At 68.9% G+C, this 19,545-nt stretch carries 16 protein-coding genes and 1 riboswitch; of the genes, 5 read left to right on the forward strand and 11 right to left on the reverse strand.

Going from position 1 to position 19,545, the window contains the following annotated elements; all coding sequences use genetic code 11:
- Entirely contained in the window at positions 1 to 1,578 is a 1,578-nt protein-coding gene (locus tag A5730_RS13045) for a FadD7 family fatty acid--CoA ligase (protein WP_067900711.1), read from the reverse strand.
- Between the two features lie 249 nt (positions 1,579 to 1,827).
- Between A5730_RS13045 and oxc the strand changes: the two genes are divergently transcribed.
- Complete coding sequence (gene oxc, locus A5730_RS13050) at positions 1,828 to 3,552, forward strand: oxalyl-CoA decarboxylase (RefSeq protein ID WP_067900713.1); 1,725 nt, start codon at positions 1,828 to 1,830, stop codon at positions 3,550 to 3,552.
- Between the two features lie 3 nt (positions 3,553 to 3,555).
- Here oxc and A5730_RS13055 read toward each other — a convergent pair whose 3' ends face one another.
- On the reverse strand, positions 3,556 to 4,488 hold the full coding sequence (locus tag A5730_RS13055; protein ID WP_067901091.1) for a LysR family transcriptional regulator: 933 nt from the start codon (positions 4,486 to 4,488) through the stop codon (positions 3,556 to 3,558).
- A 237-nt stretch (positions 4,489 to 4,725) separates the two neighbouring features.
- Here A5730_RS13055 and A5730_RS13060 point away from each other — a divergent pair, with 237 nt between their 5' ends.
- The 3 genes from A5730_RS13060 to A5730_RS13070 are packed head-to-tail and all read left to right on the forward strand — an operon-like array spanning position 4,726 to position 7,311.
- On the forward strand, positions 4,726 to 5,481 hold the full coding sequence (locus A5730_RS13060; protein WP_067900716.1) for a L,D-transpeptidase family protein: 756 nt from the start codon (positions 4,726 to 4,728) through the stop codon (positions 5,479 to 5,481).
- 31 nt (positions 5,482 to 5,512) lie between these two features.
- Positions 5,513 to 6,652, forward strand: coding sequence for a MacS family sensor histidine kinase (gene macS / locus A5730_RS13065; protein WP_067900719.1), 1,140 nt, complete (start codon positions 5,513 to 5,515; stop codon positions 6,650 to 6,652).
- Positions 6,649 to 7,311, forward strand: a complete 663-nt coding sequence (locus tag A5730_RS13070; RefSeq protein WP_067822496.1) for a response regulator transcription factor — start codon at positions 6,649 to 6,651, stop codon at positions 7,309 to 7,311. Before macS ends, A5730_RS13070 begins: the two co-directional genes overlap by 4 nt.
- A 42-nt stretch (positions 7,312 to 7,353) precedes the next feature.
- On the opposite strand, the gene A5730_RS13075 is transcribed toward A5730_RS13070, so the two are convergent.
- From A5730_RS13075 to A5730_RS24715, 5 genes are all read right to left on the reverse strand, one after another.
- A complete protein-coding gene (locus A5730_RS13075; RefSeq protein WP_067900722.1) occupies positions 7,354 to 8,670 on the reverse strand; it encodes an acyltransferase in 1,317 nt (438 codons plus the stop codon).
- 136 nt (positions 8,671 to 8,806) lie between these two features.
- Entirely contained in the window at positions 8,807 to 9,097 is a 291-nt protein-coding gene (locus A5730_RS13080) for a YiaA/YiaB family inner membrane protein (protein WP_067901093.1), read from the reverse strand.
- Between the two features lie 70 nt (positions 9,098 to 9,167).
- On the reverse strand, positions 9,168 to 9,779 hold the full coding sequence (locus A5730_RS13085; protein ID WP_067900725.1) for a hypothetical protein: 612 nt from the start codon (positions 9,777 to 9,779) through the stop codon (positions 9,168 to 9,170).
- A gap of 40 nt (positions 9,780 to 9,819) precedes the next feature.
- Positions 9,820 to 11,532: an NRAMP family divalent metal transporter gene (locus A5730_RS13090; protein ID WP_082946820.1), complete on the reverse strand. Its 1,713-nt coding sequence runs from the start codon at positions 11,530 to 11,532 to the stop codon at positions 9,820 to 9,822.
- Complete coding sequence (locus A5730_RS24715; RefSeq protein WP_156745796.1) at positions 11,529 to 11,750, reverse strand: hypothetical protein; 222 nt, start codon at positions 11,748 to 11,750, stop codon at positions 11,529 to 11,531. The genes A5730_RS13090 and A5730_RS24715 overlap by 4 nt, the downstream gene beginning before the upstream one ends.
- A gap of 267 nt (positions 11,751 to 12,017) precedes the next feature.
- Positions 12,018 to 12,195, reverse strand: a riboswitch (M-box (ykoK) riboswitch).
- 113 nt (positions 12,196 to 12,308) lie between these two features.
- Between A5730_RS24715 and A5730_RS13095 the strand changes: the two genes are divergently transcribed.
- Positions 12,309 to 12,968, forward strand: coding sequence for an O-methyltransferase (locus tag A5730_RS13095; RefSeq protein ID WP_067900728.1), 660 nt, complete (start codon positions 12,309 to 12,311; stop codon positions 12,966 to 12,968).
- Here A5730_RS13095 and A5730_RS13100 read toward each other — a convergent pair.
- The 4 genes from A5730_RS13100 to A5730_RS13115 form a co-directional block, all read right to left on the reverse strand.
- Positions 12,965 to 14,968, reverse strand: coding sequence for an acyltransferase family protein (locus A5730_RS13100; RefSeq protein WP_067900731.1), 2,004 nt, complete (start codon positions 14,966 to 14,968; stop codon positions 12,965 to 12,967). The two genes, A5730_RS13095 and A5730_RS13100, sit on opposite strands and share 4 nt — an antisense overlap.
- Positions 14,969 to 15,168: 200 nt before the next feature.
- Positions 15,169 to 16,605 carry an aldehyde dehydrogenase family protein gene (locus tag A5730_RS13105; RefSeq protein WP_067900733.1) on the reverse strand — a complete coding sequence of 479 codons (1,437 nt, stop codon included), beginning with the start codon at positions 16,603 to 16,605 and terminating at the stop codon, positions 15,169 to 15,171.
- Positions 16,606 to 16,619: 14 nt separating this feature from the next.
- Positions 16,620 to 18,338 (reverse strand): thiamine pyrophosphate-binding protein, encoded by a 1,719-nt coding sequence (locus A5730_RS13110; RefSeq protein WP_067901099.1) that lies wholly within the window; start codon positions 18,336 to 18,338, stop codon positions 16,620 to 16,622.
- Positions 18,338 to 19,534, reverse strand: a complete 1,197-nt coding sequence (locus A5730_RS13115; protein WP_067901102.1) for a CaiB/BaiF CoA-transferase family protein — start codon at positions 19,532 to 19,534, stop codon at positions 18,338 to 18,340. Before A5730_RS13115 ends, A5730_RS13110 begins: the two co-directional genes overlap by 1 nt.
- Positions 19,535 to 19,545 lie beyond the last annotated feature (11 nt).

Here is a 19,545-nt window from a genome sequence, read left to right on the forward strand (position 1 = left end):
TTACGCCCCGCCGCCGAACCGCTGCGCGACGGCGCGACGGTCCAGCGAGCCCTTCGCGGTGTGCGGTAGCTCCGTCGCCTGCTGGAAGCTGGCCGGCACCTCGAAGGGGGCCAGCCGGTCGCTGGCGAACGCCGCGAGTTCCTCCGCGGTCGGCGCGGCGGACCCCCGCGGCACGATCACCGCCGCCACCGCCTCGCCGTACAGCCTGTCCGGCACGCTGAAGACGGCCACCTCCAGCACGTCGGGGTGGTTGCCCAGCACGCCCTCGACGCGTTCCGGGGAGATCTTCTCCCCGCCCCGGTTGATGAGTTCCTTGATCCGGCCGCGGATGACGAGTTCGCCCGCCGCCGAAAGCGTTCCGAGGTCGCCGGTGCGGAGCCACCCGTCGGTGAAGTTGGCGGCGGTGATCGCCGGGTCGCCGAGGTAACCGCGGACCACGCTCGGCCCGTGCAGCCAGACCTCCCCGACCTCACCCGCCGGCACCGGGCGGCCGTCGGGGCCGACGATCCGAATCTCCGGTCCGGTCGAGCGGCCCACGAGACCCGGTGTGGCAGCCGGGTTTTCGGTGTGACCGATCTCGGTCGTCGCGACCTGGTGGGTGGCTTCGGTCATGCCGAAGGCGCACACCACCGGCGCCGAGAAGGCGCCCTGCAGCGCCTGCGCCGTCTCGGCCGTCAGGGGCGCGCTGCAACTGCGGATGAACCTCAATGCCGCGTTGCCGGGTCGGTCGGTTTCGGCCCGCTCCAACAAGATCTGGTGGATGGTCGGGACGGCCGTGTACCAGGTGGCGCCGACCGCATCGATGTCGTCCCAGAAGGTGTGCGCCGAGAACCGTCCGCGCGCCGGCAGCAGCACCGCGCCCCCGGAGGCCAGGGTCGCGAGCAGCGCGGCCAGCAGCCCGTGGCCGTGGTAGAGCGGCATCACGGCAACGGTGGCGTCCGCGGGCCCGAGCCCGTATCCGGCGACGATGGCCCGCACCGAGGCCGCCAGGTTGCCGCGGGTCCAGGGCACCATCTTCGGCACCCCGGTGGTGCCGCCGGTGAACATGATCATCGCGTCGTCGTCACGAAGGCCCTCGGGTGTCGAAAAGTGTTGTGCGGGAGCCGCGCCGCCGTCCAGGCGCACCGTGGCGGCGCCTTCGGCGTCGCGGACCGTCACCGCGAGCGGCCACCAGGGCAGGAGCCCTTCGTCGTCGGGCGCGTCACCGTCGATCAGCACCGCCCGGGCCCCCACCGCCTCGCTGCGGGCGCGCTGCTCCCCGACCGGCAGGGCCGGATCCAGCGGGACCGCGACCAGGTCGGCCCGCGAAGCCGCCAGCAGCCCCGCGACGAACTCGGCGTTGCTCGCGAAGCGCAGCGCGACGCGGTCACCCGGCAGGAGGCCGCCCCGCGTCAGCTGCCCGGCCAGGTCCTCCACCAATCGGAGTAGCTCGCGATAGCTGACCGGGATCCGATCGGCGCTGACGACAAGCGCGGGCGCCTCCGGGTATCGACGTGCCGCGTCCTGGACAAGGTCGGCGATGCGGGGTCCCGCAGTCTGCGTCGTCCCGTCGCCGCCGGTGATCGTCTCAGTCCCCATCGCCGCGCTCCCTTTCCCTCGTCACCATCATCTGCTCGAACCATGCCGGGCGGCGTGGCGGCGCGTCCAATATCGATTCACTCACGTCCGATAACCGCCGGCTATCGACGCGCCCATAACGGCATTGAACAGCCCCGATAGATGGGATGAATCGCTGCATAGCGGCGCGGTCTTGGACACCGGCCGGGCGGGCGCGTCAGAGTAAGGGCCGACGCATACTTCAAGAACCACACGCGAGGAGCCGCCACCATGACCGCAGTTTCGGCATCTGCAGACCAGGCGCCCGAGTCCGCGCGTTTGATCGACGGCTTCCACCTGGTGGCCGAGGCGCTCAAGGCCAACGACGTGGACACCATCTACGGGATCGTCGGCATCCCGATCACCGACCTCGCCCGCGTCGCGCAGGCGTCCGGGATCCGCTACATCGGCTTCCGGCAGGAGACCTCGGCCGGCAACGCCGCGGCCGCGGCGGGATTCCTGACCCGCCGGCCGGGCGTCTGCCTCACGACGTCCGGGCCCGGTTTCCTCAACGGGTTGCCGGCGCTCGCCAACGCCACCGCGAACTGCTTTCCGATGATTCAGATCTCGGGCTCCAGCAATCGCGCGCTGGTCGACTTGCAGCGCGGTGACTACCAGGACCTCGACCAGCTCAACGCCGCGCGGCCATTCGCGAAGGCGGCCTATCGCATCAGCCGGGTGGAGGACATCGGGCGCGGCGTGGCGCGCGCCGTCCGCACCGCCGTCTCCGGCCGGCCCGGCGGGGTGTACCTCGACATTCCCGGTGAGGTGTTGGGGCAGGCCATGGACGCGGCGGCCGGGGCGGACACCGTCTGGCGGGTCGTCGACCCCGCGCCCCGGCAGCCACCGGCACCCGAGGCGGTCGAGCGCGCGCTGCAGGTGCTGGCGCAAGCGCAGCGGCCGCTGATCGTGCTCGGCAAGGGCGCGGCATACGCCCAGGCGGACAACGTGATTCGTGATTTCGTCGAGGCGAGCGGGATTCCGTTCCTGCCGATGTCGATGGCCAAGGGGCTGCTGCCGGATTCCCACCCGCAGTCCGCGGCGGCGGCGCGCTCGCTGGCGGTCGCACGCGCGGACGTCGTGTTGCTGGTCGGCGCGCGATTGAATTGGCTGCTCGGCCACGGGGATTCGCCGCAATGGTCCGCGGACGCCAAGTTCTTGCAAGTCGATATCGCCCCGTCCGAATTCGACAGCAATCAGCCGATCGCGGCGCCCCTGGTCGGCGACATCGGCTCGGTGATGTCGGCGCTGCGCGACGGCCTGGCCACCCATCGCATCACGGTGCCGGCGGATTGGACCGAAGAGCTGACCGAGCGCACCTCCCGCAACGACGCCAAGATGCGGGAGCGGTTGGCCGAAGACCCCCACCCCATGCACTTTTACAACGCGCTGGGCGCCATTCGCGCGGTGCTGCAGGAGAATCCGGGCGTTTATGTGGTCAACGAGGGCGCCAACGCGCTGGACCTGGCCCGCAACGTCATCGGCATGGAGCTGCCGCGGCACCGGCTGGACACGGGAACCTGGGGCGTGATGGGCATCGGCATGGGGTACGCCATCGCCGCCGCCGTCGAGACGGGCGAACCCGTGGTCGCGATCGAGGGTGACAGCGCATTCGGCTTCAGCGGCATGGAAATCGAGACCATCTGCCGCTACCGGCTGCCGGTGACCGTCGTCATTCTCAACAACGGCGGCGTCTACCGCGGCGATGAAGCCCCCAACGGAACCGACCCGGCGCCCACCGTGCTGAACGCGCGCGCGCGTCACGAGCTGATCGCGGAGGCCTTCGGCGGCAAGGGTTATCACGTCAGGACCCCGGCGGAGTTGCGGTCCGCGCTGTCCGAGGCGATCGCCGCGCGCACGCCGTCGATCATCGACTGCGAGCTCGACCCCGCGGCCGGGGTGGAAAGCGGGCACCTGGCGAGCCTGAACCCCACCAGCAAGGCGTCGGCCGCGTGAAGGTCAAAGTCGATGGGTGATGCGCGATAACTGCGCGTCGAAGAACTCGTCCAGCGATAGCCCCGCGGCGCATGCGGCGAGCGCGCGGGCGATCGGCGATCCGGGTCCGGCGGCGTTGGTGGCCAGGGCGACGTCGGCGGTGAGCACGGGATCCACCATCCGCACCGCGCGGACCTCCGGGCCCAGCGGCGAGCTCCACAACCAGGTGTGCGGAACGATGCATGCCCAGTTCCCCGCGGCGACCTGAGCGAAAAGCGAAGCGACGGAATCGGTTTCGACCTGCGGAGCCACTTCGATGGCGTGGTCGGCGAAGGCCTTGTCGATGATCTGGCGGTCCCTCATCTCGGGCGCGAGCAACGCCAGCGGCAACTGTGCGGCCTCGGGCCAGGTCATCGTCGGGGCGGCGGACCCCAACATGTCCGCCGGCGACAACAGCACATAGTGCTCCGTGTACAGCGGCACGAAATTAACGTCGTGGGCCTCGTCGGGCGCGGCGTGCACGATCGCGGCGTCCAGTTCGAATTCCCGCAGCCGCCGGTACAGTTCGCTGCCCGCCAGTCGGGAAAGGATATGCACCTTGGCCAGTGGGTGCGCCGAACAGAACGCCGACAGCACCAAAGAGGCCGTCGTCGACGCGGTGGGGACCGTGCCCAGCCGCAACATGCCGGTGATGCCTGACCGAACCGCGTGCACCTCGGCCTTGAAGGCGTCGTGCTCGGCGAGAATGCGCCTGGCCCACACCACCAACCGCTCGCCTTCGGGCGTCAGGCCCTCGAAGCTGTGCCCACGATTGATCAGCGTGACGTTCAGTTCCCGTTCCAGCTTCGCGATCGCGGCGGACAGCGCGGGTTGCGACACGAAGCACTTCTCGGCGGCCCGCGCGAAATGGCGCTCCTGGGCGACCGCGACGAAGTACTCCAGCTGACGGAAGAGCACCCGCACCTCCTCGGGCTCCGGGATTTTGCTGAGGCTAGCGGGTCGACGGCGCGCCAGCCAGTCCGGCGGCCCGGTCCGTTGCCGAAGCACCTGTGCTGGCACCGAACCCCCAAGAGTCCACGGTGATCACGCCGAACATGACCTGGCGAGGCCGAGAAAGTTTGCTGAAAGCGGTAACGGGGGAACAACCGGTAGAATACAGTCGTGTCAATCGCACCATCTCGAAGGGCGGGCGCTATGCGTCGAGGTGTTCGTTATCTATTTGTTATGGTCGCGATCACAGCAATGGGTCTGGTCGCATCGCCCGGCCGCAGCCACGCGTCGATGCCGGTACCGCAGCCCGCGCCCGTCGTTGCCTCGGTTTTGCCGGCTAACGGCGCGACCGTGGGCGTGGCGCACCCGGTCGTGGTGCGGTTCAGTGCGCCGGTCAGCGATCGCGCCGCCGCGGAGCGGTCGATCCACGTCACTTCGCCCAGCAACACGCCCGGACACTTCGAGTGGGTCGAGAACAACGTGGTGCAGTGGGTGCCGAACCAGTACTGGCCCACCCACACCCACGTCTCGGTCGGCATCCAGGCCCTGACGACGGGTTTTGACACCGGAGATGCGCTGCTCGGGGTCGCCAGCCTGTCCGGCCACACCTTCACCGTCAGCCGCAACGGCGAAGTGCTGCGCACCATGCCCGCCTCGATGGGCAAGCCCAGCCGGCCCACCCCGATCGGCAACTTCACCGCCCTGGAGAAGGAGCGCTCGGTGGTGATGGATTCGCGGACCATCGGCATCCCGCTGAGTTCGCCCGAGGGATACAAGATCACCGCCCAATACGCCGTCCGAGTCACCTGGAGCGGTGTCTACGTGCATTCGGCACCCTGGTCGGTCGACTCCCAGGGCTACGCCAACGTGAGCCACGGCTGCATCAATCTCAGCCCGGACAACGCCGCCTGGTACTTCAACCAGGTGAACATCGGCGATCCGATCCAAGTCGTCGCCTGACACCGGCCCGGCGGACTCCCGGCCTCCCGTGATGGCGAGAAACGGCCTGGATCCCACTACGCCGCTTTGGCGTGCGGCACAGGTGTTTCGGCTGCTGAGCTGTATCTACGCGACCGGATTTCAGATAGCCGTCAATCCCGATCTGCGCCGGCCCGCGCTGGGGTGGGCGCTGTTCGCGGTGCTGATCGGATGGAGCGCGGCCTGCGCGGTGGCCTACTTGCGCGGGTTCGGGCGCAGGCCCTCCTGGGTGCTCGCCGAGATCGTGATTGTCGTGCTGCTCATGTCGTCGAACACCATCGTCGCCGACCCGCACTGGGCGGCCGAGAACCAAACGTGGCCGACGACGTTGTGGGCCAGCAACCCCACGATTTCGGCCGCCATCCAGTTCGGCCCCGCGGGAGGGATGTTGACCGGACTGGTGGTGATGGCCACCAACTTCGCGGTCAAGAACTACCTCGCCCTCAACCTGGGTCATAACGCCACCGCCATAATCGAACTCGCCATCGGGATGGCGATCGGGATGGCCGCCCAGACCGCGCGGCGCGCCCACGACGAGCTGCAACGGGCGGCCCGATTGACCGCCGCCGTGCAGGAACGGGACCGCTTGTCCCGCGAAGTCCACGACGGCGCTATCCAGGTGCTGGCCCTGGTGGCCAAGAAGGGCCACGAAATCGGCGGCGCCACAGCCGAACTGGCCGACCTAGCCAGCGAGCAGGAGCGCGCCCTGCGGCGCTGGCTCGCCTGCACGGACATCGATCCGGGCGCCGACGGCGCGACGATCGACCTGAGCAGCCTGCTGCGCCGCCGGGAGTCCGACCGGGTGTCACTGAGCCTGCCCCCGACGCCGGTGCCCTTGCCGCGCTTCGTGGGTACCGAGCTCGACGCGGCCGTGGGCAACGCGCTGGACAACGTGCGCGCGCACGCCGGCCCCGGCGCCCGCGCGTTCGTGCTCGTCGAAGACCTCGGCGACTCGGTGCTGGTGAGCGTCCGCGACGACGGGGTGGGAATCGCCGCGGGTCGCCTCGCGGAGGCGGCCGGCCAAGGGCGCCTTGGCATTTCCCAATCCATCGTCGGCAGGCTGGACTCGCTGGGCGGCACCGCCCAACTGCACAGCGAACCCGGGGAGGGCACCGAGTGGGAGCTGTGCGTGCCGCGCAAAGGGACCCGATGACCGGGGCGGTGACCACGACGGTGATGGTCGTCGACGACCATCCGATCTGGCGCGACGCGGTCGCCCGCGACCTGGCCGACGAGGGTTTCACCGTGGTCGCCACCGCCGACGGCGTGGCCGCCGCCCAGCGGCGGGCGAGCGTGGTCAAGCCCGACGTGGTCGTGATGGATATGCAACTGCCCGACGGCGACGGCGCGCAGGCGACCGCCGCGGTGTTGGCGGTCTCCCCGTCGTCCAGGGTGCTGGTGCTGTCGGCGTCCGACGAGCGCGAGGATGTCTTGGAGGCCGTCAAAGCCGGCGCGACCGGATACCTCGTCAAGAGCGCATCCAAAGCCGAACTGACGCAGGCGGTGACGGCCACGGCCGAGGGCCGCGCCGTGTTCACCCCCAGCCTGGCCGGGCTGGTGCTGGGTGAGTACCGCCGGATCGCCCAGAGTAAGGATGACGGTCCCGCTCGGCCCGCCCTCACCGCACGCGAGACCGAGGTGTTGCGCTTCGTCGCAAAGGGGCTGTCCGCCAAGCAGATCGCCCAGCGGCTCTCGCTCAGCCACCGCACGGTGGAAAACCACGTCCAGGCGACCTTTCGCAAGCTGCAGGTCGCCAACCGGGTGGAGCTGGCCCGTTACGCCATCGAGCATGGCCTCGATGAGGAGCCGTGACCCGCGCGGCACGACTGCCCCGCGGGTCATCGGATCCCTCGCCTATCCACCAATTGTTGTGCGGCGCTGCGCCGGTGCCGCGGTCACCGCGCGGGCGGCAACCAGCGCGGTCACCATCACCGCCATGCAGACCAGGCCGTCGTCTTTGAGACCCCACCTGATGGCGGCCAGGATCGCGACGCCCGCCACGCACAACAGCGCACCGATGACCGTCCCCCGCCCGCGGGCGGTGACCGTGGGGGCGCCGTCCCAACCGGACAGCGGGTTGTTCTCCAGCGGCCGCAGCGCGACGAACAGCACCGCCACCACCCCGACCACGACGAGCACCTGAGCCAGGCTCACGGCGAGGAAATCGTGGGCCCCCGGGTAACGAGGCCAACCGAGGTAGTCGAAGGCCAGGTGCACGCCCAGCAACACGGGCATGTGCCACAAGTACAGCGTCATCGCGCCGGAGTTGCCGATCGCGGTCCACCACCACACCCGGGGTCGTTGGGCCCAGCGAGAGATCGCCGGCGCGGCGGCGATCGCCAAGGCGCTCAGGATGATTGCGTGCCCGGCCAGCAGCAGCGACGGCGGGCTGGTGTTGGACAGCTGGTGATCACCGGTGCCCACCATGCTGATCTGGTACGGCCCCCACTGCACGAGCGCGACGTCCACGGCGAAGAAGGTGGCTGCCACGACCAGTGCGGCGCGGCCGGCGAGCAGGCCGCGGCGGTAGGCGATGCCGAACATGGCCGGGATCAGCCACACGGCCAGGTTGAGGTAGCCCAGGGGCATCAGCGCCGGCCAGTGCAGCCGGCAGGCGTCGATGACCGCGATCGTCCCGTAGACGGCGGCCACCCCCGCGGCCAGGCGCCCGGCGGTGGTGACGCGGTACAACAGCGGCATCGCGGCCAGCACCAGCACGTAGGCGCCCAGGAACCACAACAGCTGGGTGCTCACACCCGCGACCGGCTGGTAAACATGCTGCGGCACAAGGCGGTAAAGCACCGTCAACACCACGGCCCAGAAGGCCAGGTAGTAGAACACCGGCCGAAACAGCCGCGTGCAGCGTTTCAGCAGCCAGTCACCCCAGTTGGTCCCGGGCGACCACGACGATGCGCAGGCCGCGGCGCCGGCGAAGAAGAACAGCGGCATGATCTGCAGGATCCAGGTCGCCGCCTGAAACCATGCCGACGTGGTCAGCAGGTTGTCCCAGATCAACACGTGATCGCGGATCATGCTGATGGCCATCACGGTGTGGCCGAGCACCACACCGACCAGCGAGGTGATGCGGATGACGTCCAGGACGCGATCGCGGTCGGCCGGGGTGGCGGCCGCGACCTCGGCGACGTCGGGAAATCTTGCCAGAGCGGGCATGGAGTACAGACCTACCTTTCGGAAAATTGTTGGCGCCAAACGGTGTTCGCCGGTGCGCGTGGGCATGAACTAAGCATCGCGGCTCGGGTGCGCCCGCGCCCGAGCGGTTCTACGCGTAGCGCGCGAGTAGTACTACTCAATTCGCGGTGTTGAGGGGGTCGTAGTCGGCCAGCAGTTTCTCGATGCGCGCTTCGTCGAGACGCACCCGAACGGTCGCGGCTTCGTGCTGGTCGCGGATCACCTTGGCCAGGGTGAATGCGCTCGACACCAAGAACAGGAAGGTGATGCCGAGAAACAGCCGCTGCCAAGCATCAAGGGGAAGGAAGTAGATGCCGGCCAGCGCGGCGACGAAGCTGATACCGAAGGCTGCGGCGGCTTGCACGAAGAAGGCGGCGGTTGTCTTGGACATGCTGTTGGGAATGGTCATGCCACCCAGCATGCGCGGCGCACCGGCGGACCGAATCCGCAAAACTACTCAAATCCGTCCCGGCGTTTGGTTAGCCGGGCAGGCCCTTCCTGATGGCGGCGTCCTGCTTACGCCCGATATCGGTGGCCACCGCCGGATCGATCGGATCGCCTGCCGCGCTGTCGAATTCGAGATTGACCAGCGCCCTGCCCTCGCTGAACAGCAGGACCGTCACCGCTTGGGCGTTGTCGGGCGAGGTACCCGAGATCATCGTCCCGTTGGAGCCGACGTCGACCGGTTGCCACGTGCCGCTGACCTTGCCGCCGTAATTGGTCTTGGTGTTGTCGATTCCGGCGGCCGCCGTCGCGGGGTCGGCGACGATCAGGATGGTGTCACCGATCCGCCGGCTGTTGTCGGCGCTCGCGAACAACTGCGCCACCCCCGGTGCGTTGTTGGGGTTCAGCACCGGGGGCTGCGGGGTGGTCAGGTCCCCGCCGATGTCGGTCACCTTGATCAGCAAAGCGCTGTAATCGGTGGGTTGGCCCGGTGCCGGACTGGCCACGCTGGAACTGGTCAAGGGCGCGGCCGAACGCGAGGACGACGTCAGAGATGCGTTGTTGCTGCCGCCGCACCCGGCGAGGGCCACGCCGGCCACGACGGTCGCGAGCGCGACGCGGGCGACACCGATGCCGGCGACCTCCATGGACTTTCCTTCCGCAGCGGGGTGCCCTCGAAGATACGCCTCACAAGGAGGCGGCCGGGCCCACGACGCCGGTCTGCACGATCTTCACGACGACCAGCGCCACCGCCACGACCAGATAGGCCCGCAGCGTGAACAGCCCCGCCCGCCTGATCGGCGACATCGCCGGGCGGGCCAGGCCGGCGAGATCGGGGGTCTGCCAGTTCAGCCGATCCTGATGCCGGAGGGCGCGACGTTCGGCGCGCCTGAGCGCCGAGGCGCCGTCGAACGCGACGGCTTCCCCGGTGCGCAGCGCGGCGTATCGGCGCCCGGCAAGGATCACGGCGGCTCCGACGACCCCGCCGATCACCGCGCCGACCGCGAGGCCCATTTCGATAGTGAACGTCGACAGCGTCGGGAAGAACGTCGTCGCAGTCAGCGCCAACGACAGCAGCACCAGAGACCACACGATGGTCCACGCGACGACGTTCTGCCGCCCGCTGTTCACCCACGGGCCCAGCACCGCCCGGTCGTTGCACAGCAGCACCAAAAAGACGGTGGCCGAGGGCAGGAGGACACCGGCGAGGGCCTGCACTCCCTGAGTCACCAGACCGAGAACGTGATCCGGGCTGAACGCCACCGCCGCCGACACCGCGAGCAGCAGGGCATACCCGCCATAGAACACAGGGGCTTCGCGGATCTTCCAGTGCAGCGAGTGCCGCTTGCCCATCGCGTCCCCGAGCGCATAGGTGGTAGCCAACCCGATCGCGTTCGCCCCGATCAGCGAGGCATCGAGCAGGATGATCGCGAAGAGCGTTCCGACTGTGCCGCCCAGGTGTTTCGACAGCGCCGCCGCCACCGCGCCGGCATCGGTGAACTGGCCCGCGCCCGTCAAACCAAAGGCGGTGACCGCCATCAGTGCCGTCGCACCCACCATCACCACGACGATCCCGATCATCAAATCGGCTCGCGCGTAAGCGATCCAGCGGCCGGTGATGCGTTTGTCCACCACGTTGGACTGCTGGAAGAACAGTTGCCAGGGCGCCACCGTCGTGCCCACGATCGCGATCACCAGCAGCAGCACGGTGGAGTTGACCCCGCCCGCGAAGCGCGGAACCAGGCCGCCGGCAACCCCTTTCAGGGTCGGATGCACCATCAGCACCATCGGGATGACCAGCACGTTCACCGCGATGAGCAGGAACATCAGAGCCTCCCACCTGCGGAACGACCCCCCGGCCACCACCGCGAACAGCAGGACGGCGGCGGCCGGGATGGCGACCACCTTGGGGCACCCCAGAAAACCGAGCGCCAGCGCGACGCCGATGAATTCGGTGACGATCGTCAAGGCGTTGAGGATCAGCAAGTCACCGACGCTGAACGCCCCCCAGAACTTGCCGAAGCGCTCGAATATCAGCCGCGCGTGGCCGATTCGGGTGACCGCGCCGAGCCGGAGCACCATCTCCTGGTTCACGTACAGCACTGGGATCAGCAGAGCCAGCGTCCAGAGCAGCGCCATGCCATAGTTCTGCCCGGCCTGCGCGTAGGTCGCGACACCGCCCGCGTCGTTGTCGCCGACCATCACGATCAGCCCCGGGCCGGTGATCACCAGCAGAGTGCGCAGCCGGCGCCAGCGGGCCGCCTCGAAGGCACCGGCACCGTCGCGCCGGATGCGACCGAATGCCCCGACGATGTCACCGGTGTGGCCGACGACGGAATGCGTTGGCGCGGCGGCATCGCCGGGGCGGACGGCGCCCACGGCCTCGGGCGAGACCGTCATCGTGTTCTCGTGGAACCCGTCCCGGTCGAGGGGTGTCCACCCAGCGACGCGGTCACCACCGCGATGGGCATCCGCGACACGTACAGGTTGGCCCGCTCCTGCGGAGTCAGGGCGCTGCGCGCGTGCAGCTTGGTGGCCAGCAGCCGCGCCGACCGGAGCAACGCCCGCCCACGCCCGCCGGTGCGACCGGTAACGCGTTGTGTGACAACAAAAGCCATGATCTTCTCCTTTGCGGAGGCCCGATCGGCTCGGTCAAAAGCGCTCGCGCATCAGCGGCGGCCCGGAAACTCGTGGTGAGTCGCCGGCGATGCCGAGGCTCAGGCGGCGGAAGGAAGGCCGAAACCGGTTCGGGACAAAACGGATTTCGGATGTGGACTATCGCCCGGACTCATCTCGCCCTCACCTCCTCACGGCCACGACACACGCGGGTGTCCTCACATGTCACCTGGAACGGGAGGGAACCGAATGCCGGCGGCGTGCCGCCGGCCGCACCCCTCTCGTCGGAGCTTCGGCACTGCACGGCGTATCCGGAGCCGATGGGCCCGGAAGCCACTTGGGCTCAACCCTTGGGTCCGGGAAGAGCTGTCCTGACCCGGGGCGTCTCTCGACGTTCGGGGTCAGTGGCCTGTGTCCATGCAGACGCCTCACCTACCGAGGTGCTTGCGAAACCATTTGTACACCGCGGTTTCGAGGGCGTCAAACTCATTTACATAACCATTACGGCAGGTCGGGCCGCTCCTAGCTGCGCGGGGACGCCGACGCCTACCCTCGATGACATGCCCAATACCTTGCAGCATTCGAAGGTCGCGACCGTGCTCGACCGCATGTACACCGAGGCGAAGGAGCAGATGTCGCTGCTGCGGGAGAGGCGTGGTGATTTCGACCGGCCGATGACCGCGCGGGAGCGCGCCGACGCGATGAGCGAGTTCTACATCCCGGTGACGCCCGAAGCCGGCCGGCTGCTGTACGCCCTGGTGCGCGCGACCCGGCCGGCGACGGTCGTCGAATTCGGCATGTCGTTCGGCATCTCAGCCGTCCACCTGGCGTCCGCGGTGCGCGACAACGGCGCCGGCCGGGTGGTGACGACCGAGCTCAACGACACCAAGATCGCCGCGGCGCGAAGGACGTTCGAGCAAACCGGTCTGGACGACGTGATCACCATCCTCGAAGGGGACGCGTTGGCCACGCTGGCCGGCCTGAACCAACCGGTCGACTTCGTCTTGCTGGACGGTTGGAAGGACCTGTATCTGCCGGTGATCGAGCTGCTCGAGCCCCGGTTGTCGACGGGTGCACTGGTGGTCGCCGACAACACCAGCGCCGCGGACACCCAGCCGTATCTGGACCGCGTGCGCGATCCCGCAAACGGCTACGTGAGTTTCAACTTCGCGGTGCGGGACAGCGACAGCATGGAAATCAGCTGCCGCACCGGACCTTAGCGCAGGGATTCCTCGAGCCACGGCGTCAACCACTTCACCCCTTCGGGCGTGAGGTGGACGCCGTCGCTGCGCACCTTGATGCCGTCGACCTTGGCGGTGTAAACGCCGTCCGGGCAGAGCTTCTTGTTCAGATCCAGGATCTGCACGTTCGGATGGTGGCTGACCGTCTTGCGCAGCATGGTGTTCCACAGGTTGACCCGGTCGGGCTGGTCCTCCGGATACAGCCGGCCGTCCGGCTTTTCGCCGCCCCTGCTGTACGGCACGGTGGCCACCACCACGCGAACGCCGGTGGAACTCACGATGTTCAGCGCCCGCTCCAGCTCGCCGTTGAGGTACGCGTCGAAGGTGGGATCACCGATGTGGGTCCATTGCCCCTCGTTGACGCGGTCCACCGTTTCCCAACGGCCGATGATCAGCAGCGCGACGTCCGGCTGGTCCTGACCGACCTGCGTCGACCACCGGATCGGCCAGCCGTCGCATTCCGGTCGCTGCTCCAGGGTCTGACCGATGTAGCGGTACGGTGTGCCGCGCACCAGGCTGCAGCCGATGACCGTGTGGTCGAGGAACGCGAATCCCGGTGTGGGCGGCAGGTAATGCATCCACGTCCACCCGATGGAATCCCCGAACACCGAGACGGTGAACGGCCGATTGGGATCGCGCGGCCCGGCCGGGTGTCCACCACCCGGCGGGGACGGGGACACCGCGGCGACCGCCGAGACGCCGGGCGGCAGCCCGACCTCGCGCAGGCCGGGCCCGGTCCCCACCGGAACCACCAGCAGTGTCACTGCCGCCGCGCTGGCCACCGTCGCCGCCGCCAACGGCAACAGCGGCACGCGCGCCGGCCGCCAGCGCCGGATGGGTTGCTCGATCAGCCAGAACGACAGCGCGGCCAGCGCCACCGTCGCGCCGCACCGGGCGGCGAACAGTGGCAGCCCGGTCCATCCGGTGCGTTCCCCGTTGAGCACCAAGAAGATTGGCCAGTGCCAGAGATAGACCCCATAGGAGATGGTGCCCAGCCACACCAGCGGCGGCGCGGCCAGGAGGCGGGCGACCGCCCCGCGCTGCTCCAACGCCACCGGCGCCACCACGAAGACGGACGCGATGGCAACCCCGATGAGCAGCCCGTGGCGGAACTCGCCGCTGCTGCCGGTGGCGTAATGGGTCGCCGCCGCGAGTCCCGCCAGGCCGGCGAGCGGCAGGACGCGTGCGACCCGCCGGGCCCACCGGGTGCGGATCAGGCACCAACCGCGGTTGAGTGAGGGCCAGTCGCGCACCAGCAGGGCCGCCGCCGCGGCGCCGGTGAGCAACGCCTGCGCTCGGGTGTCGGTGCCGAAATAGACGCGGTCGCGGGCGTTGTCGGACACCATCACCACGGCGACCGCCGCCGAAGCCAGCGCGCCGACGGTGGCGATGAGGAACGCGGTGAAGCGGACGCCGCCCACGGTGGCCCGGGTGAAGCGGCGCCTGGCCCGCGCGGCCAACGCCAGCGTCACCGCGATCAGCAGCACCGGCCAGACGAAGTAATACTGCTCCTCCACCCCGAGCGACCAGGTGTGCTGCAGCGGTGACGGCGGGGCGCCCTGCGTGAAGTAGTCGGTCTTTTGGGCGACGAACCGCCAGTTCGCCATCCACAGGAACGCCGCGATCGCGTCGTCGCGCAGGCCGGTGAGGGACCGATCGGGAAGCAGCTGGCGGGCCGCGGCGACCGTGAGCACCATCAAGACCAGGGCGGGCAGCAGCCGGCGCGCGCGGCGAATCCAGAAGCCGGTCAGCTCGATACGGCCGGTGCGCCCGAGTTCGTCCAGGAGCAGCGAGGTGATCAGGAAGCCGCTGAGCACGAAGAAGACGTCGACGCCGATGAATCCGCCGCTCACCCCGGGGATGCCGCCGTGCCCGACCAGTACCAGCGCGACGGCTATCGCGCGCAATCCGTCGAGTGCGGGAATTCCGCTGCGCCGCTCGGGTTTATCCCAGATCGCCAGTCGGCCGACTCTGCGCACGGGCGCGACCCACCGGGGCCGCGGAGCACGACGCGCCGGCGCGGGATGAGTCCCGCCCGGCTCAGCGCTCGCGGTTAGCGCGCCCTGACCTTCGTGTCGCCCGGCGCCATAGTTGATGCCGATACGTCGCTGCCCCTCCTCTTGATCGGAGCCAGCTTAAGGGCGGGGGCGCCGGATTCAGTGGAGGACACGCAACGGCGTCAGTGGGCAGCCTTGTCCGGCGCGTAGCCGAGCGTGCTCTTGACTTCCAGGTACTCGTGGAAGCCGAATTCGCTCCATTCGCGCCCGTTGCCGCTGTGCTTGTAGCCGCCGAACGCCGCGTTCATGTCGAAGGCGTGATTGATCGTCACCCATCCGGCGCGGATCCTGTGGGCCACCTCGCGCGCCCGGTCGGCGTCGGCGCCCGAAACATAGCCCGCCAGGCCGTAGTCGGTGTCGTTGGCGATTTCGACGGCCTGATCGATGTCGTCATAGCCCAGGATGCAGAGCACCGGCCCGAAGATCTCCTCGCGGGCGATCGTCATGTCGTTGGTGACCTTCGCGAAGACCGTCGGCTTGACGTAGTAGCCCGTCTGCAGCCCCGCGGGCCGTCCCGGACCGCCGGCGACGACGGTCGCGCCCTCGTCGATGCCCTGCTGGATCAGGCGCTGGACCTTCTCGAACTGCGCCCGCGACGCCACCGGACCGATCGCGGTCTTGTCGGCGGGGTCGCCCACCTTCACCTGTTCGGCGACTTCCCGCGCGATGGCGCTGGCCTCGGCCATCCGCGAGTTCGGGACCAGCATGCGCGACGGCGCGTTACAGCTCTGCCCGGAATTGGGCATCATGTTGAGCACGCCGGCGCGGACGCTGTCGGCGAAGCCCGCGTCGTCGAGGACGATGTTGGGGCTCTTGCCGCCGAGTTCCTGGGTCACCCGCTTGACCGTCGTTGCGGCGTTGCGTGCCACCTCGACGCCGGCGCGCGTGGAGCCGGTGAACGACACCATGTCGATGTCGGGATGGCTCGACAGGGCCACGCCGACGCCGGGACCGTCGCCGTTGACCAGGTTGTAGACACCGGCCGGCACCCCCGCCGCGTCGAGAATCTCGGTGAAGATGTAGGCCGAATACGGCGCGACCTCAGACGGTTTCAGGATCATCGTGCAGCCCGTCGCCAGCGCCGGATACACCTTCACCGCGATCTGGTTGAGCGGCCAGTTCCACGGCGTGATCAACCCGCAGACGCCGATCGGCTCCTTGGAGATCAGCGTCGCCCCGTGCTGCTCGGAGAACTCGAAGTTTTTCAGCACGTCGATCGCGGTCACCAGGTGCCCGAGCCCGAGTTGCACCTGGGGGCCCGCGGCCAGTGAGGGCGGGGCGCCCATTTCCTCGGTGACCGCGTCGGCGAGATCGCCCGCGCGTTTGCCGTATTCGGCGAGAATGGCCTCCAGCAGATCGAGGCGCTGCTCGCGACTGGTTTGTGACCAGCCGGCGAAAGCGCGCCGGGCGGCGGTGACCGCCACGTCGACGCCGGCGGCCGAGCCGAGCGAAATCCTCCCCGAGGCCTGTTCGGTGGCCGGGTTCTCGACATCGAATGTGTTGGGGCGCACCGGATCGACCCACCGGCCGTCGATGTAGAACTTGAGGTATTCGCGCATGACTGCTCCTTGTCTTATTGGGTGCCCTCGGCGTACCAGGTGCGGAACTCGTCGTACTTGGGCATCTCCTCGGAATTGGCCTTCGGATCGATGCAGACGTGGACGACGGCCGCCTTGCCGCTCGCGTAGGCCCGCGCGATCGCCGGGCCGATCTCCTCCTCCTTCTCGACGTACTCGCCGTGGCAGCCGAAGCCCTCGGCCACCTTGTCGAGGCGCACATCCTTGCTCCAGTGCACGCCGGGCTGCGGCGACGGTTGCGGGAAGGTGCGCTTGTAGACGCCCACCTCGAGGCCCCACTGGTGGTCGACACCCACCACGCACACCAGCGGAAGTTGCTGGCGCGCGGCCGTTTCCAGCTCGGCGATGTGGAAGAGGAAGGCCGAGTCGCTGGTCAGCAGCATCACCGGGCGCTTACCCCCCTCGGCGACCGAGGCGCCGATCGCGTAGGGCAAGCCGGTGCCGAGGTGGCCGAAGTTCTGGTTCCAGATGACGTCGCGCGGCTTGGCCTGCGAATAGGTCCACTGGAAGATGACGGTGGCTCCCCCGTCGCGGACCAGGATGCCGTCCTTCGGGAATGCTTTGGTCGCCTCGACGACGAAGCGCGCCGGGTGGACGGGCGTCCGGCCGGTCGGGGCGTTCTCTGCGAGCTGCGCCAGCTCCGCCGCGTCCTCGGAGATCCACCGGTCCAGATCGGCCTTGGAAGCGGCCGAAGCCTTCCGCGGGCTGTCGCGCAGCGCCTCCACCAGCTGGGGCACCACCCCCCGCAAGTCGCCGACCAGGGGCACGTCGATGGGCCGGTTGACGCCGACGGCGACCGGATCCTGTTCGACCAGAACCCATTTGCGCGTTGCGTCGTTCTGTGCCCAGTGCCGGGTCCTGCCGTAGTGGCTCGGTTCGCCGAGCTCGGTGCCCAGCGCGACGCACAGGTCGGATGTCACCACCGCCTCGACGGCCGCCGGCGAGAAGCCGTAGGCGAAGGTGCGGTCCTCGAGGCCCTCGATGAACGAGGTGCCGCCGGAGGTCTGGATCACCGGGCACGCCATCAGATCGGCCAGCTGCCTGACCGCCGCACCGGTGCGCGAGGTGTGCACCGCGTGCCCGACCAAGAGGATCGGGCTCCGGGCGGCGCGGATCAGTTTCGCCGCCTCGGCCACCTCGCGCTCGCCGGCGGTCTGGTTGACGAGCCGGTAACGGTGCGGCGGCAGCGGATCCGGCACGTCCAACTCTTCGAGGATGACGTGCGACGGGTACTCGATGTAGGCCGGGCCGGGCGTGCCGGACATGGCCCGGCGGAGCGCCTCGTGGACGATCTCGTCGGTCTGGTCGGCGTATTCGATGGACGCGCTGTACTTCACGGACGCCGCGAAAAGTGGCTCCTGGCGGACGAATTGGATGCGCCCGCGCCGCACCCGGCGCTCGGTGACGCGGGCGCGCTGGCCGCCGAGGAAGATCACCGGCGAGTTTTCCACCAGCGCGCACTGGATCGCCCCGGCCATGTTGGCCATGCCCGGCCCCAGCGTGCCGATGCACAGGCCGGGTTTGCCCGTCATCCGCGACGCCGCCTCGGCCATGAATCCCGCGCTCAGTTCGTGATGCGGTGCGACCACCGACCACCCGCGGGCGTCGGCCTCGGCGAACATGTGCACGAAGTTCGGGTCCGGGATCCCGAACAGCGTGTTCACCCCCTCGGCCTCGAACAGGTCGAGCACGCGCTTGTAGACGGGCACGCCCATCAGCACAGTTCCTTTCCCTCGCGAGCGGACGCAAAATCACCTTTTGGCACGGCGTTTCGTGCGATTTTGTGTCTGCTCGCGCCGATTTCGGCGAGCACTTCTTCGGTGTGGGCGCCGAGCTCCGGCGCCGGCCCCGCGACGCGGCCCGGCGTCTGGGAGAACCAGGTGGGTACGCCGGGGAAGCGCACCGGCCCGTGCGGGGTGTCCACCGTCTCGAACATGCCGACCGCGTTGAGGTGCGGATCGTCGAACAGCGCGCCGGGCGTGTTCAGCGGCGCGGCCGGTATCTCCAATTCGCGCAGGAGCGCTAACCACTCCTCGGTGGACCGTTCTTTCATCGTCTCGGCCACCAGTCCGTACACGGTGTCGATCTCGCGGGCGCGCTGTTCCAGCGTCGAGTACTGCTCGCTGGCCCACGGTGGCCGCACGGCCTTCATGAAGGCGTCCCAGTGTTTGTCGTTGTAGATCAACGCGGCCAGGTAGCCGTCGCTGGTGCGGTACGGGCGGCGGTTGGGCGCCACGGTGCGCGGATACACCGCGGGCCCAAGCGGCGGGTCGAACAGGGCGCCGTTGGCATGTTCGACGAGCATGAAGGAGGCCATGGTTTCGAACATGGCGACCTCGACCTCTTGTCCCTGTCCGGTGCGCTCGCGGTGAAACAGCGCCATCATCGTCGCGTACAGCGCCGTCAGCCCGGCGATCTTGTCGGCCATGATGGTGCCGACGTAGTCGGCCTGGCCGGTCAACTGCTGCTGCACCGCGGGCAGGCCGCACTCGGCCTGGATCGTGTCGTCGTACGCGGGGCGGTCGCGATCGGGTCCGCGCCGGGAGTACCCGTAGCAATTGGTGTAGATGATCGCGGGATTGAGCGCGGCGACGTCGTCGTAGCCGAAGCCGAGCTTGCCGATCGCCTTGGCGCGCATCGAGTGGATGAACACGTCGGCGGTCTCGACGAGACCGCGCAACGCGCGCGTTCCGGCGTCGGTCCGCAGGTCCAGCACGACGCTGCGCTTGCCGCGGTTGACGTTGACGAACACCCCGCTCATGCCCGGGGCCGGGCCGACGGAGATGTAGCGGGTGTTATCCCCCTGCGGGGGTTCGACTTTGATCACGTCCGCGCCCAGGTCGGCCATGATCTGCGTGCAGTACGGTCCCATCACCATTGCGGTGAGGTCGATCACGCGCACCCCGGCCAACGGGCCCGCCG

This window comes from Mycobacterium sp. ACS4054 (assembly GCF_001667275.1).
Classification (GTDB): domain Bacteria; phylum Actinomycetota; class Actinomycetes; order Mycobacteriales; family Mycobacteriaceae; genus Mycobacterium.

Bases quoted from the DNA above. Each gene is read 5' to 3' on its own strand.
- A5730_RS13045 (WP_067900711.1), bottom strand. From the start codon at position 1,578: ATGGGGACTGAGACGATCACCGGCGGCGACGGGACGACGCAGACTGCG.
- oxc (WP_067900713.1), top strand. From the start codon at position 1,828: ATGACCGCAGTTTCGGCATCTGCAGACCAGGCGCCCGAGTCCGCGCGT.
- A5730_RS13060 (WP_067900716.1), top strand. From the start codon at position 4,726: ATGCGTCGAGGTGTTCGTTATCTATTTGTTATGGTCGCGATCACAGCA.
- macS (WP_067900719.1), top strand. From the start codon at position 5,513: ATGGCGAGAAACGGCCTGGATCCCACTACGCCGCTTTGGCGTGCGGCA.
- A5730_RS13070 (WP_067822496.1), top strand. From the start codon at position 6,649: ATGACCGGGGCGGTGACCACGACGGTGATGGTCGTCGACGACCATCCG.
- A5730_RS13075 (WP_067900722.1), bottom strand. From the start codon at position 8,670: ATGCCCGCTCTGGCAAGATTTCCCGACGTCGCCGAGGTCGCGGCCGCC.
- A5730_RS13080 (WP_067901093.1), bottom strand. From the start codon at position 9,097: ATGACCATTCCCAACAGCATGTCCAAGACAACCGCCGCCTTCTTCGTG.
- A5730_RS13085 (WP_067900725.1), bottom strand. From the start codon at position 9,779: ATGGAGGTCGCCGGCATCGGTGTCGCCCGCGTCGCGCTCGCGACCGTC.
- A5730_RS13090 (WP_082946820.1), bottom strand. From the start codon at position 11,532: ATGACGGTCTCGCCCGAGGCCGTGGGCGCCGTCCGCCCCGGCGATGCC.
- A5730_RS24715 (WP_156745796.1), bottom strand. From the start codon at position 11,750: ATGGCTTTTGTTGTCACACAACGCGTTACCGGTCGCACCGGCGGGCGT.
- A5730_RS13095 (WP_067900728.1), top strand. From the start codon at position 12,309: ATGCCCAATACCTTGCAGCATTCGAAGGTCGCGACCGTGCTCGACCGC.
- A5730_RS13105 (WP_067900733.1), bottom strand. From the start codon at position 16,605: ATGCGCGAATACCTCAAGTTCTACATCGACGGCCGGTGGGTCGATCCG.
- A5730_RS13110 (WP_067901099.1), bottom strand. From the start codon at position 18,338: ATGGGCGTGCCCGTCTACAAGCGCGTGCTCGACCTGTTCGAGGCCGAG.